At 69.2% G+C, this 16,676-nt stretch carries 16 protein-coding genes; 12 read left to right on the top strand and 4 right to left on the bottom strand.

Translation table 11 applies throughout. From position 1 onward, the window contains the following. Positions 1-331: 331 nt before the first annotated feature. Positions 332-2,830 carry a Lon protease family protein gene (locus AC07PV_RS06245; protein ID WP_494629729.1) on the bottom strand — a complete coding sequence of 833 codons (2,499 nt, stop codon included), beginning with the start codon at positions 2,828-2,830 and terminating at the stop codon, positions 332-334. A gap of 151 nt (positions 2,831-2,981) precedes the next feature. Further along, positions 2,982-4,094: a ferrochelatase gene (hemH, locus tag AC07PV_RS06240; RefSeq protein ID WP_494629728.1), complete on the bottom strand. Its 1,113-nt coding sequence runs from the start codon at positions 4,092-4,094 to the stop codon at positions 2,982-2,984. Between the two features lie 149 nt (positions 4,095-4,243). On the opposite strand from hemH, the gene AC07PV_RS06235 reads away from it, so the two are divergent. The 12 genes from AC07PV_RS06235 to AC07PV_RS06180 all read left to right on the top strand — a co-directional run bounded on the left by AC07PV_RS06235 (position 4,244) and on the right by AC07PV_RS06180 (position 14,703). Then, on the top strand, positions 4,244-4,915 hold the full coding sequence (locus AC07PV_RS06235) for an amino acid ABC transporter permease (RefSeq protein ID WP_494629726.1): 672 nt from the start codon (positions 4,244-4,246) through the stop codon (positions 4,913-4,915). Positions 4,916-4,927: 12 nt separating this feature from the next. Next, on the top strand, positions 4,928-5,581 hold the full coding sequence (locus AC07PV_RS06230; protein ID WP_218385315.1) for an amino acid ABC transporter permease: 654 nt from the start codon (positions 4,928-4,930) through the stop codon (positions 5,579-5,581). A gap of 74 nt (positions 5,582-5,655) precedes the next feature. Next, positions 5,656-6,462 (top strand): transporter substrate-binding domain-containing protein, encoded by an 807-nt coding sequence (locus AC07PV_RS06225; RefSeq protein ID WP_218385313.1) that lies wholly within the window; start codon positions 5,656-5,658, stop codon positions 6,460-6,462. 48 nt (positions 6,463-6,510) lie between these two features. Continuing rightward, positions 6,511-7,299 carry an amino acid ABC transporter ATP-binding protein gene (locus AC07PV_RS06220; protein ID WP_494629725.1) on the top strand — a complete coding sequence of 263 codons (789 nt, stop codon included), beginning with the start codon at positions 6,511-6,513 and terminating at the stop codon, positions 7,297-7,299. Positions 7,300-7,355: 56 nt separating this feature from the next. Continuing rightward, positions 7,356-8,102 (top strand): sugar phosphate isomerase/epimerase family protein, encoded by a 747-nt coding sequence (locus tag AC07PV_RS06215; protein ID WP_492806249.1) that lies wholly within the window; start codon positions 7,356-7,358, stop codon positions 8,100-8,102. Next, positions 8,099-9,070: a sugar kinase gene (locus tag AC07PV_RS06210; RefSeq protein ID WP_494629723.1), complete on the top strand. Its 972-nt coding sequence runs from the start codon at positions 8,099-8,101 to the stop codon at positions 9,068-9,070. The genes AC07PV_RS06215 and AC07PV_RS06210 overlap by 4 nt, the downstream gene beginning before the upstream one ends. Further along, positions 9,067-10,086: a 2-hydroxyacid dehydrogenase gene (locus tag AC07PV_RS06205; protein WP_370627824.1), complete on the top strand. Its 1,020-nt coding sequence runs from the start codon at positions 9,067-9,069 to the stop codon at positions 10,084-10,086. Before AC07PV_RS06210 ends, AC07PV_RS06205 begins: the two co-directional genes overlap by 4 nt. After that, on the top strand, positions 10,083-11,141 hold the full coding sequence (locus tag AC07PV_RS06200; RefSeq protein ID WP_218340765.1) for a LacI family DNA-binding transcriptional regulator: 1,059 nt from the start codon (positions 10,083-10,085) through the stop codon (positions 11,139-11,141). Before AC07PV_RS06205 ends, AC07PV_RS06200 begins: the two co-directional genes overlap by 4 nt. Positions 11,142-11,244: 103 nt before the next feature. After that, positions 11,245-11,952, top strand: coding sequence for an HAD family hydrolase (locus AC07PV_RS06195; RefSeq protein ID WP_494629722.1), 708 nt, complete (start codon positions 11,245-11,247; stop codon positions 11,950-11,952). A 112-nt stretch (positions 11,953-12,064) separates the two neighbouring features. Beyond that, a complete protein-coding gene (locus AC07PV_RS06190) occupies positions 12,065-12,910 on the top strand; it encodes a DUF2189 domain-containing protein (protein WP_494629721.1) in 846 nt (281 codons plus the stop codon). After that, the gene (locus AC07PV_RS06185) at positions 12,907-13,119 is read left to right on the top strand and encodes a DUF2788 domain-containing protein (RefSeq protein ID WP_044402495.1); all 213 of its coding nucleotides are present in this window, start codon (positions 12,907-12,909) and stop codon (positions 13,117-13,119) included. Before AC07PV_RS06190 ends, AC07PV_RS06185 begins: the two co-directional genes overlap by 4 nt. A 75-nt stretch (positions 13,120-13,194) precedes the next feature. After that, complete coding sequence (locus tag AC07PV_RS06180) at positions 13,195-14,703, top strand: M14 family metallopeptidase (protein WP_494629720.1); 1,509 nt, start codon at positions 13,195-13,197, stop codon at positions 14,701-14,703. A 51-nt stretch (positions 14,704-14,754) separates the two neighbouring features. Here AC07PV_RS06180 and AC07PV_RS06175 read toward each other — a convergent pair whose 3' ends face one another. Next, positions 14,755-15,459 carry a DUF899 family protein gene (locus AC07PV_RS06175; protein ID WP_494629718.1) on the bottom strand — a complete coding sequence of 235 codons (705 nt, stop codon included), beginning with the start codon at positions 15,457-15,459 and terminating at the stop codon, positions 14,755-14,757. A 151-nt stretch (positions 15,460-15,610) separates the two neighbouring features. Next, positions 15,611-16,666 carry a tripartite tricarboxylate transporter substrate-binding protein gene (locus AC07PV_RS06170; RefSeq protein ID WP_255591368.1) on the bottom strand — a complete coding sequence of 352 codons (1,056 nt, stop codon included), beginning with the start codon at positions 16,664-16,666 and terminating at the stop codon, positions 15,611-15,613. Positions 16,667-16,676 lie beyond the last annotated feature (10 nt).

Below are 16,676 nucleotides of genomic sequence, written 5' to 3'. Positions count from 1 at the left end.
CCCGCTCAAATTGGCGTCCGAATGATAGTGGTTTGGAGCGGACCCCCGCTATGGATCACCAGCTAGACGACACAACGAAAACGACTTTACGAATCAGACCTTGAGAGGGATTGTCGGAGTGACCAAGACCCGAATCCGGGCTTCCGAAACGACAGGCCGGTCCTTTTACGCTTCCGAGTAACCGCTGATCGCTTGGCTCAATGAATCGCCCCGGGGCGATTCACAATGTCTGCTCTCTGCCAGTCAGCATCAGTTTTCGGTATTGCGCTGGCAGCAAATACCGTTGAACAGGCAGAACCCTGAGCATTACTCTCGCCACCAGCCAACGTATTTACCGCCCTCGAACCCCTCGCCCCCTCCGCATAGACCCCGCCACCTGACAAGCCCGTCGGTACGCGCGCAGCGTCAACTCCGCCCGCTGCATCACCGTGTCTTCCACGGCCGCAGCACGGTCGGCCAGCTCATCCGCCTGTGCCTGCAGCAACTCCGCCGGACTCATCCCCGACGCCTCGCCCGTCAGCAGCGCAATCCCTTCGCTCACATGCCCCATGGTGTAGACATGGAACAGCCCACGCTCCACTGCGTCCAGCACGCTGCGGTCCAGCATCAGGTGGCGCTGGTTGCGGGCGGGGATCAGCACGCCTTGCGTGCCATCCAGCCCCGCCGCCTCGCAGGCGCGAAACCAGCCTTCGATCTTTTCGTTGATGCCGCCCACGGGCAGCACCTCGCCATGCTGGTTGAGCGCGCCGGTCACGGCGATGCCTTGGCGCAGGGGCAGGCCTGACAGGCTCGATAACAGCGCATACAGCTCGGCGCACGAGGCCGAGTCGCCTTCCACGCCGCTGTATTCCTGCTCGAACACGATGGACGCATTCAGCGCCAGCGGCGCCACGTGGCTGAACAACGCGGTGAGGTAACTGTGCAGGATGAGCACGCCCTTGTCGTGGATGGGGCCAGACATATCGACCTCGCGCTCGATGTTGAGCAGGCCCTCTTGCCCGGCAAAGGTGCGCGCGGTGATGCGCACGGGGAAGCCGAAGCGGTAGTCGCCCAGGTCGATCTGCGTCATGGCGTTGATCTGGCCGGTGATGGAGCCTGCCAGCGAGATCAGGCGCTCGCCCTCGGTGATGGAGTCGTGCAGTTCTTCTTCGGGCTGGTTGTGGCGCTGGGTGCGGGCGGCCAGGGCGGCCAACACGTCGGCGGCCTGCACCAGGGGGCCGCCGCGCGCCTTGCACAGGGCAGCGCTTTCGATGGCCAGGGCTTCGGTGTGCGCAAAGCGTGCGCTCTGGCGGCGCTGGTCGTCGGCCTCGCGGTGGGTTTGCTCCAGCAGCAGGGCCACGGCGTCGGGGCCGAAGTGGGGGAGGCCGCGCTTCTTGCAAACTTGCGCCACCAGGATGGCGGTGGCGTGGTGGGTGGCGGGGGTGGCGGCAAAGTGGTCTGAAAAATCTACCTTCACGCGAAAGCGCCGCGCGGCGTCGGGGTCGGCGTCCTGCAGGGCGTAGTACTCGTCCACCGATCCGATCAGCACGATCTTCACGTCCACGTCCACCGGCTCGGGCTGCAGCGCCACGGCGCCGCCGGGGGCATGGCCGGGGCCGCCGCCTCCTTCTTCGATCTGCAGGCGGCCGCAGCGCAAGAAGCGGCGCAGGCGTTGCCACAGGCCCTCTTCGGCGGCCAGGTCGTGCAGGTGCAGCAGGATGAAGCCGCCGTGCGCCTTGAGCAGGCTGCCTGCGTGGATGCCGGTGTGGTCGGCCTGCACGGTGTCAGCGTCCGAGCCGTGCTCGATGCTGCCAAACAGCGTGCGCTGGGTGGGGTTGTCTTCCACCACCACGGGCGCGGCGGTGCGGCCGTGGTTGTCCACCACCAGGTTCACCTGGCAGCGGGCCAGCAGGTCGTCGAGTGCATCTTTGCGGTCGTCTTCTGCGTCGATGTTGTTCTGCTCGCTGCCCTGCTCGCCGCCGCTGCCGGGCTCGAACAGGTCGATGTCGTCCAGCACCGCATGCTCTACCTGGTCGAGCCAGTGCGTGAGCTTGACGGTGTCTTTGATCTGCTTGCGCAGGCCCTGGCGGATGTCGTGCAGCGCGTGTTCCACCAGGGGCTTGATGGAGTGGCGGCGCAGGGCAATCAGAGCGTCGTCGCGGGCGCGCTCCAGCGGGCGGGTGGCTTCGAGAAAGCGGGCGATCTCGGTGCGCAAGGCGTGCTCGGCGGCGTCAATCTCTGCGCGGCGCTCGCGGGGCAGGGCGCGGGCTTCGGCTTCTGTCAGCGGCTGGCCTTTGGGGCCGGTGAGGGTGAACACCATTTGCCCGCCTTCGCGCGAAATGCGGAACTGGCGCGCCTCGGCAAACGCGTCCAGCACGGCAAAGGCCTCGCTCTCTTGCGCTTGCCAGGTTTTCTCGATGCGTTCGGCGTCGGCCTTGAAGGCGGCGGCTGCGAGGTGTTTGGGGATATCGGCCTGCAGGTTCTTGGCCATGTCGGCCATGCCTTGGCGCAACTGCCGGCCCTGGCCCGCCGGCAGGCGCAGGGCGAGGGGGTGGTCGGGCTTGTCGAAGTTGTGCAGGTAGCACAGGTCGGGCGGCACGGCGCGTTCTGCCGCCGCAGTCTGCATGGCCTGGCGCAGCAGCGACGCGCGCCCGCTGCCCACTTCGCCCAGGACGAACAGGTGGTAGTCGGGCTGGTGCAGCCCCAGGCCGAACTGCGCGGCGGCCTGCGCGCGCTCCTGGCCGATCCAGGGCAGGGGCAGGTCCTGCAGTTCGGCCGTGCTGGCAAAGCCCAGCGTGGCGGGGTCGATCGTCAGCCGTAGCTGGTGGGGGGCGAGGGCGAAGGCGGGCATCGGTACAGGGTGGGTGGGAGAGGGCAGGCCAGCGTGTTGGGGTGCGCAAGCTGCGCGGTTGTCAGGGGCTGCCGTCTCCAGAATTTGAATGAAAATGGCCGCTAGCGCTTGATGGATAAGCGCTAGTAGCTATAAAAAATATAGTGACCAGTCAATGGGACACAGGGCAGGGCCCGGCAGGTGCGCCCCCTGCCTGCGCATGGCTGCGCGCATCGGCCAGCGTCGCAGCGGTGGGCGCGTCGGTGGGCCAGCCCGCCAGGTGCTGCTGCGCCACCCGGCTGAGGGCCGTGATCCAGTGGTTGTTGTCGTTCAGGCACGGGATGTAGTGGAACTCCTTGCCGCCCGCGTGCAAGAAGGCCTCGCGCACTTCCATGTTGATTTCTTCCAGCGTCTCCAGGCAGTCGCTGGTGAAGCCGGGGCACACCACGTCCACGCGCCGCGTGCCGGCCTTGCCCAGTGCCTCGATGGTGGGCTGGGTGTAGGGCTCCAGCCACTTGGCCTTGCCAAAGCGCGACTGAAAGGTGATGCGGTAGCGCTCTTCGCGCAGGCCCAGGCGCTCGGCCAGCAGGCGGCCGGTCTTGCGCGCCTCGCAGTGGTAGGGGTCGCCCAGGTGCAGCGTGCGCTCGGGCACGCCATGAAAGCTCATCACCAGCTGATCGGGCTGGCCGTTGTGCTTCCAGTGGGTTTCGATGGTGCGGGCCAGCGCGTCGATGTAGCCGGGTGCGTCGTGGTAGCGGTTCACGAAGCGCAGCTCGGGCACGTGGCGGGTGCGTGCGGCCCAGGCGTACACCGCGTCGAACAGGCTGGCCGTGGTGGTGCCGGAGTACTGCGGGTACAGCGGCAGGATCAGGATGCGCGTGGCGCCCTCGGCCTTGAGCGCGTCGAGCTGGCTGTCGATGGAGGGGTTGCCGTAGCGCATGGCGTGGCGCACCAGCACCGCGTGCCCGGCCTCGCCCAGCCAGCCACGCAGCAGGTTGGCCTGCCTGGCCGTCCACACCGCCAGGGGCGAGCCTTCGGCCGTCCAGATGCTGGCGTACTTGGCGGCCGACTTGGCAGGGCGGGTGCGCAGGATGATGCCGTGCAGGATGGGCCACCACGCCAGCTTGGGGATCTCCACCACGCGGTGGTCGCCCAGAAACTGCGCGAGGTAGCGGCGCACGGCGGGGGCGGTGGCTGCGTCGGGCGTGCCCAGGTTGCACAGCAGCACTGCGGTGCGCTCGGCCTGGCCGTGGGTGTAAGGGGGTTCGGGGCGGAAGGAGGGCATGCGGCATTTTCGCCCACGCGTGGTGCCTGGCGTCCATCAGGGCTTCAGCATCATCGCGGGGGCACTTTCTACGGCGCTCGGGTAATCCCCAATGCGGTCATGAAACCGGTTTCATAAACTCTGCGCATCCTATCCGAACGACCCACGCCGTGAATTACCAGTTCCAGTTCGACGCCGTTTTTGCCGCATGGCCGCTGCTGCTCAAGGGCACGTGGATCACCGTGCAGCTTTCGCTCACGGCCACGGCGCTGGGGCTGGTGGTGGCCATCTTCTGCGCCTGGGGCAAGACGGGCGGGCCGGCGTGGCTGCGGTTCTTGATCAACGCGTATATCGAGGTCATCCGCAACACGCCGTTCATCGTGCAGCTGTTTTTCTTCTTCTTCGCGCTGCCGTCCATCGGCCTGCGCTGGTCGCCCTACACGGCGGCGCTCACGGCGATGGTGGTCAACCTGGGGGCGTACGCGGCCGAGATCGTGCGGGCGGGCATCGAGTCCATCCCCAAGGGGCAGATCGAGGCCGGCAAGGCGCTCAACCTCAAGCCCTGGGAAATCTTTCGCTTCGTCATCCTGAAGCCCGCGCTCAAGGCCATCTACCCCGCGCTCACCAGCCAGTTCATCCTGCTGATGCTCAGCTCGGCCGTGGTGTCGGTGATCTCGGCGGACGACCTGACGTCGGTGGCGGCCAACCTGCAGTCGCAGACGTTCCGCAGCTTCGAGATCTACATCGTGGTGGCGGTGATCTACCTGGCGCTGGCGCTGTCGTTCTCGGCGCTGTTCAAGCTGATCTACCAGCGCGCGCTCAACTACCCCGACCGTCGCTGAGGAAATCAAGTCATGCGTACCTTCGGACTCTCCGAATTCCTCTTCATCGTGCAGGCCGCGCAGTGGACGCTGGCGCTGTCGGCCATCGCGTTCGTGGGCGGCGCGCTGCTGGGCCTGGTGGTGGCGCTGTCGCGCACGTCTGAAAGCGTCGTGGCGCGCAACGCGTCGCGGGTGTTCATCCAGGTGTTTCAGGGCACGCCGCTGCTGCTGCAGCTGTTTTTGATCTTCTTCGGCGCGCCGGTGCTGGGGTTCGACATCAACCCATGGATTGCCGCCGGCGTGGCGCTGGTGCTCAACAGCGCGGCCTTCCTGGGCGAGATCTGGCGCGGCTGCATCGAGGCGGTGCCGCGCGGCCAGTGGGAGGCCGCGCAGGCGCTCAACCTGAGCTACGTCAACCGCATGCGCTTCGTGGTGCTGCCGCAGGCCTTCAAGATCGCGCTGCCGCCCACGGTGGGCTACACGGTGCAGATCATCAAGGGGACATCGCTGGCCGCCATCATCGGTTTCACCGAGATCACGCGGGCCGGGCAGATCATCAACAACGCCACCTTTCAGCCGCTGCATGTGTTCACCACCGTGGCGGCGCTGTACTTCGTGATCTGCTGGCCGCTGTCGCTGCTGGCCGCGCACATGGAGCGCAAGCGGGCCCGCGCGCTGGCGCGCTGAGGTCGCCAGCGCAGGCCCGCACGTCCGTTGTCATTCTTTCTCTCGTTCACACACCAACTACCAGGAGACATGCCATGACCTTTTCCCTGCACCGCCGCACCGTTACCACCGCCCTGGCCGCAATGGGCCTGGGCGCAGCCCTCACGGCGTTTGCGCCGCTGGCCGCCGCGCAGTCCGTGGCCGACATCAAGAAGAAGGGCGAGCTGACCATCGGCATGCTGGTGGACTTTCCGCCCTACGGCACCACCAACGCGCAGAACCAGCCCGACGGCTACGACGCCGACGTAGCCAAGCTGCTGGCCAAGGAGCTGGGCGTGAAGGCCAACATCGTGCCCGTGACCGGCCCCAACCGCATTCCCTTCCTGCTGACCAACAAGGTCGATGTGCTGGTCGCGTCCCTGGCCATCACGCCCGAGCGCGCCAAGCAGGTGCAGTTCTCGCAGCCTTATGCGGCCGCCACCATCGTGCTGTATGGCAAGACGGGCAGCGCCATCAAGAGCGCGGCGGACCTGAAAGGCGTTCGCGTGGGCGTGGCCCGTGCCAGCACGCAGGATGTGGCCGTGACCAAGGCCGCGCCCGAGGGCACCGAAATCCGCCGCTTTGACGACGACGCATCGGCCATGCAGGCGCTGATTTCCGGCCAGGTCGATGCCATCGGCTGCTCGGTCACTGTCGCGGCGCAGATCGCCAAGCGCGTGCCCGCCAACACCTTCGAGAACAAGTTCAACCTGCTGCAGCAGGCCATGGGCATCGCCCTGCGCCCTGGCCAGGACGAGCTGACCCGCGCGGTGAACGACTTCGTCGCCCGCAACACGGCCAACGGCGAGCTGAACAAGCTCTACCAAAAGTGGCTGGGCGCGGATCTTCCCAAGCTGCAATAACCCATATCGCTTGAGCGTGAACCCCAGCCATCCCAGGAGCCCTTGACAATGACGACGGACGCAGTCACAACGACGACCACCGCCGGTGCACCCCCCATCATCACGATGGAGAGTGTGAACAAGTGGTACGACAGCTTTCAGGTGCTGACCGACATCGACCTGTCGGTGCGCGCTGGCGAGCGCATCGTGATCTGCGGGCCGTCGGGCTCGGGCAAGTCCACGCTGATCCGCTGCATCAACCGGCTGGAGACGGTGCAAAAGGGGCGCATCGTGGTCGACGGCATCGACCTGACCGCCGGAGGCAAGAACGTGGACGCGGTGCGTGCCGAGGTGGGCATGGTGTTCCAGCAGTTCAACCTGTTCCCGCACCTCACCATCCTCGAGAACTGCACGCTGGCGCCCATGCGCTCGCGCGGCATGGGCAAGGCGCAAGCTGAAGAGGTGGCCATGAAGTACCTCACGCGCGTTCGCATTCCCGAGCAGGCGCACAAGCACCCCAGTCAGCTGTCGGGCGGGCAGCAGCAGCGCGTGGCCATTGCCCGCGCGCTGTGCATGGCCCCCAAGGTGATGCTGTTCGACGAGCCCACGTCGGCGCTGGACCCGGAGATGGTCAAGGAAGTGCTGGACACCATGATCGGCCTGGCCGAGGACGGCATGACCATGCTGTGCGTGACGCACGAGATGGGCTTTGCGCGCAGCGTGGCCGACCGCGTGATCTTCATGGCCGACGGCAAGATCCTGGAGCAGGCGCCGCCCGCGCAGTTCTTCGGCCAGCCGGAGCATGAGAAGACGCGCCAGTTCCTCGGCCAGATCCTGAGCTCCCACCACGCGCACTGAGGCCGTGGTGGCCGCACGTTGACGAAAGCCCGGCTGACGGGCTTGAAAGAACATCCATGAAGGTATTGATCTCCCTGTCCTCCTTCGGCGCGGCCGAAACGGGACGCCACGGCCAGCTGTGGTGCACCGACCTGGCCCGCCAGGCGGGCGCCGACGGCGTGGAAGTGCGCGGCGAGCTGCTGCGCGACGCGGCCACCGAGCTGCCCGCGCTGGCGGGCCTGGCCGCGGTGTATTCCAGTCCCGAGGGCCTGTGGACCGTGCAGGGCCAGTTGGACGAAGCCGCCCTGCAGCGCGGCATTCATGCATCGCAGGTGCTGCACGCGCCGCGCCTGAAGATGTCCATCGGCGGCTTTGGCGTGCGGTCCGAGGCGTCGCTGCAGCGCCTCAAGGCGCTGCTGGCCGCCACCCCGCAGGTGGAACTGGTGATCGAAAACGACCAGACCGCCACCGCCGGCACGCTGGCCGCCTTGCAGGCATTCTTTGCCGCGCAGGCGCAGGCCGGGCTCGACCTGGGCATGACCTTCGACATGGGCAACTGGCACTGGCAGGGCGAATGCCCGCTGCAGGCCGCACAGGCCCTCGCGCCCCATGTGCGCTACGTGCACTGCAAGGGCGTGCAGCGCCTGCCGGCCAAGTGGATCGCGGTGCCGCTGGCGGAGTCGGTGGCGCCCTGGCGCGCCGTGCTGCGCGCGCTGCCCGCCGATGTGCCGCATGCCATCGAGTACCCGCTGGTGGGCGACGACCTGGTGGCCGTCACGCGCGGGCAGGTGGACTTCATCCGTGCGGTGCGAGGTGCTGCATGAGCGACGCTGTTTCCAAATCCGGCGACACCACATTCGACGTGGCGCTGTTCGGCGAGGCCATGCTGCTGCTGGTGGCCAACGAGCCCGGCCCGCTGGAGAACGCCACGGGCTTTCACAAGCGCACCGCGGGGGCCGAGACCAACGTGGCCATTGGCCTGGCACGCCTGGGCCTGAAGGTGGGCTGGGCCAGCCGCCTGGGCACCGACTCCATGGGCCGCGCGCTGCTGGCCGCCATGCGCGGCGAAGGCATCGACTGCTCGCACGTGGTGTGCGATGCCACCCAGCGCACGGGCTTTCAGTTCAAGGAACGCGTGACCGACGGGCGCGACCCGCAGGTCGAATACCACCGCAAGGGCTCGGCCGCCAGCCAGATGGGCCCGGCCGATGTGGACGAGCCCTGGCTGCGGTCCGCGCGCCACCTGCACGCCACCGGCGTGTTCGCGGCCATCTCGGACACCAGCCTGCAGGCAGCCATCCGCACGCTCGAGGTCGCGCGCGCCGCGGGCCGCACCGTCTCGTTCGACCCCAACCTGCGCCCCACGCTCTGGGCCTCGCCCGAGGCCATGCGCCACTGGATCAACACCCTGGCCGGCTATGCCGACTGGGTGCTGCCGGGCCTGGAAGAGGGCGTGTTCCTGACCGGCGAAACCACGCCTGAAGGCGTGGCGCGCTTCTACCGCGAGCGGGGCGCCAGGCTGGTGGTCGTGAAGCTCGGGCCCGAGGGCGCCTACTACGACAGCGACGTGGCCGGCACCGGCCGCGTGCCCGGCGTGCCCGTGGCCCAGGTGGTGGACACGGTGGGTGCGGGCGATGGTTTTGCGGTGGGCATCATCAGCGCACTGCTCGAAGGCTTACCCGTGCCCGCTGCCGTGCGCCGCGGCGCCTGGATCGGCGCGCGTGCGGTGCAGGTGCTGGGCGACACCGAAGGGCTGCCCACGCGGGCTCAGTTGCAGGAGGCAGGCCTGTGAGCGTGTCTGCTTCGGTGGTGGAGCGCAAGCCTGAGCGCAAGAAGGTACTGGTCTTTCGCGAACTGCCGCCCGACCAGCTGGCGCGCCTGCAGGCCCTGCACGACGTGACGGTGGCCAACCCGCGCAAGCCCGAAGAGCGTGCACTGTTCGACGCAGCGCTGGGCCAGGCGCAGGGGCTGATCGGGTCGAGCTACCCCGTCGATGCCGCGCTGCTGGCGCGGGCTCCCCGGCTGGAGGTGGTCTCCAGCGTGTCGGTGGGCGTGGACAACTACGCGCTCGACGCACTGCAGGCACGCGGCATCGTGCTGTGCCACACGCCCGGCGTGCTGGACGAAACCGTGGCCGACACCGTGTTCGCCCTGCTCATGGCCACCAGCCGCCGCGTGGTGGAGCTGGCGCAGCTGGTGCGCGAGGGCCGCTGGACGAAGAACATCGGCGAAGACCTGTTCGGCAGCGACGTGCATGGCAAGACTTTGGGGCTGCTGGGCTTTGGCCGCATCGGCCAAGCCATCGCGCGCCGTGCGGCGCTGGGCTTTGGCATGCCCGTGGTCTACCACGCGCGCCGACCGGTGGACCTGGCCGCCACCGCGCCTGAACTGGTGGGCAAGGCTGCGCATGTGCCGCTGGCCGAGCTGCTGGCGCGGTCCGACTTTGTGGTGGCCATGCTGCCGCTGTCGGACAGCACGCGGGGCCTGGTCAATGCCGACGTCTTTGCAGCCATGAAGCCCGGCGCCATCTTCATCAACGGCGGGCGCGGCGCCACGGTGGTGGAGCAGGACCTGCTGCACGCGCTCGACCACGGCACGCTGCGCGCGGCGGGACTGGATGTGTTTGCCACCGAGCCGCTGCCGCTCGACTCGCCCCTGCGCACCCACCCGCGCGTGACGCCGCTGCCGCACATCGGCTCGGCCACGCACGGCACGCGCCACGCCATGGCCGTGCTGGCCACCACCAGCTTGCTGCAGGCGCTGGCCGGTGAGCGGCCCGCCGCCGTGTATAACGCCGCGCAAGCATGACCTCACCGACACCCGCACCATCGACCACGCCCCGCGCCCGCCCCACCATCGCCGATGTCGCGGCCGAGGCCGGCGTGTCCAAGGCCACGGTGTCTCGGTACTTCAACCACCGCGAGCGCCTGCTCAGCCCCGACATCGCCGCGCGCGTCGAGGCCGCCATCGCCAAGCTGGCTTACGTGCCCAGCCCCATGGCCCAGGCGCTCAGCCACGGCCGCTCGCGCCTTATCGGGCTGGTGGTGGCCGACATCACCAACCCGTATTCGGTGGCCGTGCTGCGCGGCGCCGAGAAGGCGTGCCAGGAGGCGGGCTACCTGGTGATGCTGTTCAACCTGGGCAACGACCGCGAGCGCGAGCGCGCCGCCATCGATGCGCTGGCGAGCTACCAGGTGGACGGATTCATCCTCAACACGCTGGGGCAGGGCGAGGGGCTGGCCGACGTGACCACCCTGCACGGCAAGCCCGCGGTGCTGGTGGACCGCCGCCATGCGGGCCTGGCGGCGGATTTCGTGGCGCTCGACAACGAAGCCGCCATGCGCGACACCTGCGCGCACCTGGTGCAGCAAGGCTGGCAGGACCTGCTCTATGTCACGCAGCCGCTGCAGGGTGTGAGTTCGCGCCTGGAGCGCACGGCGGCCTTTCGCGCCTGCGTGGCGGCCCAGGGCAGGAATGTGCGCGGCGATGTGCTGGAGATCGATGCGCAGCAGGAGGGCGAGGACGCGCTGGCCCAGGCGCTGGCGGCCTTTCGCCAGCGTGCGGGGCGGGGAGCGCGCTGCGCGGTGGTCGCAGGCAATTCCGTGGTCACGCTGCGCGTGGCGGCCTCGGTCTCGCGCTTGGGCTGGACCTTCGGGCTGGAGTTGGGCTTCGTGGGCTTCGACGACCCGGAATGGGCACCGTTGATCCGGCCGGGCCTGAGCACCGTGGCGCAGCCCACCGATGCCATCGGCCAGCGCGCGGCCCGGTGCCTGCTGGAGCGCATCGGCGGCCTGCAGGGCCCGGTGCGCGAGAACCTGTTGCCCGGCACGCTCATCGTGCGCGGGTCGTCGCTGGGCACCTGACCCCGAAGGGCGTGCGCACAGGCGCTGCGGTATGCTGTGCGGCCGCCGCCCGGCATCCCACCGGGCCTTCCGCCTCCACGCTGTTTTTTGCAGGTGCGCCCCCTTGCCGACCCCCTCCCTGGACATCCCCCGCATCCGCGCCGTCACCATCGACCTGGACGACACGCTGTGGCCCATCTGGCCCACCATCGAGCGCGCCGAAGCCGTGCTGCTGCAGTGGATGGCCGAGCATGCGCCCGCCACCGCGCGCCTGTTCCAGAGCACCGAGGCGCTGCGTGCCATCCGCAACCAGATGGTGAACCTGCGGCCGGACCTGCAGCACGACCTGAGCGCGCTGCGCCGCGAATCCATCCGCCTGGCGCTGACCCAGGCGGGCGATGACGGCGCGCTGGCCGAGCCCGCGTTCGACCTGTTTTTTGCCGAACGCCAGCGCGTGACGCTGTTCAACGATGCGCACGAGGCGCTGGCCTTCCTGTCGTCGCGCTACCCGGTGGTGGCGGTGTCCAACGGCAACGCCGACATCCACAAGGTGGGCATCGGCCACTACTTCAAGGACAGCCTGAGCGCATCGGTGCTGGGCGTGGCCAAGCCCGATGCCCGCATCTTCCAGGCAGCCGCCCAGGCGCTGCAGGTGCCGCCGCACGCGGTGCTGCATGTGGGCGACGATGCCACGCTGGACGCCCGGGGCGCCATGGAGGCCGGCATGCAGGCGGTGTGGCTGAATCCCGCCGAGGCCGCCTGGCCCTACTACACCCCGCCGCATGCCACCGTGAGCAATCTCACGGAGCTGTGCCGGCTGCTGACGGCGTAGCCCGCGCGCTCCGCGCTATCCGGGGGCAATTTCTTGTCCCAGGTCAAGGGCCCGGCGCGCCGCGGTGTGTGCCGGCTTGATCCCGGTCACCGATCCGGCCACACTGCAGGCCATGCCGAGAAACCCTCCCGCCTTGCCCGCCATCCGCACCATTGGCCTCATGCAGCCCATGACCTGGCTCGTCCTGGCCTGGCGCGACATGGCCCGCGCGGGCTGGATCAGCTTTGCCCACGGCCTGGCCCTGGCGCTTTTTGGCGCGGCGATCTTCGCGGTGGCCCACCACAGGTTCTGGCTGCTGGCCGGGGCACTGTCGGGCTTTCTGGTGATAGCCCCGGTGCTGGCCACCAGCCTGTATGCGCTGAGCCGCGCGCTGGAGCGTGGCGAGCCCGCGAACCTGGGCGTGGTACTCAAGACCTGGCTGAACTGGCAGGACAGCCACGTCAACAAATGGGGCAACGACTACTGGTGCATGGTGCAGTTCGGCGCCCTGCTGGCGCTGGCGGCCACGGGCTGGGTCATGACGTCGGCGGCGCTCATCACGCTGCTGGCGCCCGTGCCCATCCAGACGCCCCTGGATTTCCTGCGCCATGTGGTACTGGCCCGCGAAGGCTGGCTGTTCGAGATCTGGCTGGCGCTGGGCAGCCTCATGGCGGCGCCGATCTTCGCCTCCAGCGTGGTGGCCATGCCCCTGCTGCTGGACCGGCGCGCCACCTTGCTGCAGGCCGTGCTCACCAGCTGGCAGGCGGTGATCGGCAACCCGTTGCCGATGGCGTTCTGGGCGGCGCTGATCCTGGGCTTCACGCTGCTGGGCCTGGGCTCGCTGCTGCTGGGGCTGATCGCCGTCATGCCCATGCTGGGCCACGCGAGCTGGCATGCCTACCGGGATCTGGTCGATGCCTCCAGCCTGCCCGGGCGGGGGGCGGCAGCGCTCACGCAGAACCGCGGGGTGGCGCCGTGATCTTCGGTTTCACCGAGGCGCAGATCTCGGGCTTCTTCCTCACCTACGGCGTGGGTGCGTTCATCCTGTACATGCTGTTCATCATCGGCCAGCTCGCGTGGGAGTCCAAGGCTGGCCGGTTTGGCACCTTCGTGCTGTTCCTGGGCCTGGGCGTGGGCTTCCTCGGGTTCCTGGCGAAGGTCGTGATCCAGTGGTGGCTGGAGCGGTGAGGCCGCAGCGCATTGGCGCCGGGACACGGCCGCAGTGAGGTAAGGTGATGGACCGATCTACCGACCGCCTCGCCCATGTCCTTGCCTTCCGCCCCCTCCCTGCTCACCCGCGCTGAAACCAGCGGCTACACCGAGACATCGACCCACGCCGACGTGATGGCGTACGTGCGCGGCCTGGCGGCGCTGGGGGATGCCCGATTGCATGTCGCGGACTTCGGCGCATCGCCCGAGGGCCGCCTGTTGCCGCTGCTGGTGCTGTCCGCGCAAGGCCATTTCACGCCGCAGGCCGCGCAGGCCAGCGGCCTGCCCGTGGTGCTGATACTGTGCGGCATCCACGCTGGCGAAGTGGAGGGCAAGGAGGCCGCGCTGATGCTGGTGCGCGACCTGCTGCGCGGCGAGCACGGCGACGTGCTCTCGCACTGCACCGTGGTGGTGGTGCCGCTGTTCAACCCCGACGGCAATGACCGGCTGGGCACAGACAACCGCCCGCTGGACGTTGCCCACCTGCGCGGGCAGGACGGCCCGGCGCTCGTGGGCACGCGCAACAATGCGGCGGGGGTGAATCTCAACCGCGACTACATGCGCCATCAGGCTTCCGAGATGCGCCTGCTGCAGACGCGCGTGTGCCAGCCCTGGAACCCCCACCTCACGCTGGACTGCCACGCCACCAACGGCTCCATCCACCGCTTCGCGCTGACCTACGACATTCCCCACACCGAGCACACGGGCCGCAGCGAGCCCGTGGCCTATATGCGCGAACGCATGATGCCCGCCGTGCAGGCCGCGGTGAAGCGCACCGAGGGCCTGGACACCTTCTGGTATGGCAACTTCGTGCGCGACGAGGGCGGGCAGGGCCAGGGCTGGATCACCTACACCCACCACCCGCGCTTTGGCTGCAACTACCGGGGGCTGACCAATCGGCTCGACGTGCTGCTGGAGGCCTATTCGTACATCAGCTTCAAGGAGCGCGTGGCGGTGACGTATGCCGTGCTGCGCGAGGCACTGCACTACGTCGCCGGCCATGGCACGGAGATCGTGCAGCTGCTGGACGGGTGTGCCGAGCCGCCCGCCGAGGTCGCCATCCGCTATGCATTGCAGCCCATCCCAGGCACCACGGTGGAGGTTCTCACGCGGGAACCCTATGCGCTGCAAGGCGCCCCCATCAGCGTGCAGGTGCCGCATTTCGCGCACTTCGTCCCCGTGGCCACCGTGAAGCGGCCCTGGGCCTATGCGGTGCCTGCCGCCGTGGCCGACTGGCTGGAGGGCCATGGCTTGCGGCGGGCCACCGTTGCGCCTGGCACGCTGCTCGATGCAGAAGTCCCGGTGATGCAGCAGCCCGTGGCGGTGCCGGGGCCCGCCATCCTGGAGGCGCAGGCCAGCACGCACTGGCAGGCAAGCTACCGCCGGGCGCAGCGCGCGTTGCCGCAAGGCTGGTGCGTGGTGCCCACCGGCCAGCGCCACGGCGCGATCGCGGTGTACGCGTGCGAAGCGGAAAGCGACGATGGCCTGGTGGCCAATGGCATCGTGCCGGAGCCGGTGGCGGGCGGTGAATTCCTGGCATGGCGGGTGCTGGCGCCGGTGTGAGGCGGGTGCTGGGCCGGGCCGGCATGCAAACGCCCCATGCCCTGATGCTGCCTAGTCGTAGCGGAGCCGGGGATACCAGTCGGTGCCGCGGCCCTCGGGCGTGAGGTCCAGGATGGACCACAGCGCGGCGATGTCGGGCGCATCGCGCGGGTCCTGCCCGGGGTCGGCCATCTCGCGCGCCATCTCGCTGGCCCAGAACAGGCGCACCTTGTCGCCGTCGCGCCGAAAGATGGTCAGCGCCGGGTACTCGCTGCCGTCGGGCATCAGGATGCCCAGGTCGCGGGCGTAGTCGTCCCCCACGGTCTGCACGAAGTTCAGGTCGCGCCAACCCCGCTCCTGCGCAAACGCGAGCTGCCGCTCCACCGACGAGCGGCCCAGGACCTTGAGCGCGACCCGTTGCTTGATGTCGGCCGCGTTGCCATGGACGGCGCCCAGCCAGTTCGTGCACATGGGGCACGGGCGCTCGCGCTGCGGCCCGTACATCCAGAAGTAGGCCACCAGGGTTTGCTTGTCGCCAAACAGGTCGATCAGCCCCACCTCGGACCCCTGTTCGTCATGGAAGCGGTAGTTCTTCGCGATGACCGGGCCGGGCGGCAGCGCGCGGCGCTGCTCGGCCAGGCGGCTCATGTGCCGGCGGAACTCGATCTCCTCGGCCAGCAGCGCACGGCGGGCCTCTTCGTATGCGGCCGAGGCGCCGGGGAAGGGCGTCTTCGCGTTGCGGGCCATTTCGGCCGCGGGCTTCAGTGTGGCGGGCATGGACTTCCTCCAGTGCGTGGCGGGTTGTGGGCGCGCGGTCTTGCACTCTGCCGCCGCAGGGGGCGGATGCAGGTAGGAAAAACCTGTGGCCCCGTGCAGGCGCAGTCCTTCACGGGCGCCTGGAGCGTGTCGGGTTGGAGCGGTACACGGCTCAGCGAGCCCAGGCCCGGAGTCCCAGGTCCTGCGCCAGGCGCCGGTAGTCCGCCAGGCTGCGCTGCACGAAATCTTCGAGCGCCGCGCCCGTCAGCGCGAACGGGTACAGGCCGTACTGCGCGCACAGCGCGGCGTAGCCGGGGGCGGCCAAGGCATCCCGCAGCGCGGTGGTCCACGCGCGCACCGCCGCATCGGGCGCGCTGGCGGCCATGTACAGGCCGCGCACCGTGGGCCAGACCAAGTCCAGACCCTGCTCGCGTGCCGTGGGCAGGCCCGCCAGGCTGCCGCCCAGACGTGCCTGCGAGAGCACCGCCAGCACGCGCAGCGGCGCGCCCTGCGCGGCTGCCTGCAGGGCCTCGGCCGCATCGCCGGTGAAAATGCCGATGTGCCCGCCCCGCAGGGCCTTGAGCGCCTCGCCGCCGCCCTCGAAGGACACGAAGCGCATGCGCTTGTGGTCCTGCCCCGCCGCACGTACCAGCAGCGCGGCCTTGATCCAGTCCTGGCTGCCCAGTGTGCCGCCGGCGCCAAACACCACGCGGTTGGAGTCCCTGCGCAGCGCGGCAGCCACGTCCTGCAGGCGCTGGTAAGGCGCATCGCGGTGCACGGCCACCACGCCGTAGTCGGTGCCCAGCGTGGCGATCCAGCGCACGGTGCCCACCGGATGCGGGCCGAAGCGGCCCTGTGCGATGTTGAGCAGCGAACCGCTGGAGAAAGCGACCAGGGTGCCCGGGCCGCCCAGGCGCCCGGTGGCCACCTGGTCAAACGCCACGGCCCCGATGCCCCCGGGCAGGTAGCGGGTGCGCAGCGGGGTGCGCGCGGGCCGCACGGCCTGCAGGGCCTGCCCGGCCAGGCCGCAGGTCAGGTCGAACCCACCGCCGGGGCGTGAGGGCGCGACGCATTCCGCGGGCTCGGTGGAGGCATCCGCGGCCGCCGCGCGCGCGGGCAGGGCGCCGCCCGCGCCGCCCCAGGCCGCCAGCGTTGCCAGCATCTGCCGGCGGCTCGGGGCCGCGGCCATGCCGTCTTCGCGCGAGGGGTGGGGGGCAAGGGGTTGCATGGCGGTGTGG

The organism is Acidovorax sp. GW821-FHT09A11 (genome assembly GCF_059418365.1).
This window is presented reverse-complemented; position numbering and strand designations above follow the sequence as displayed.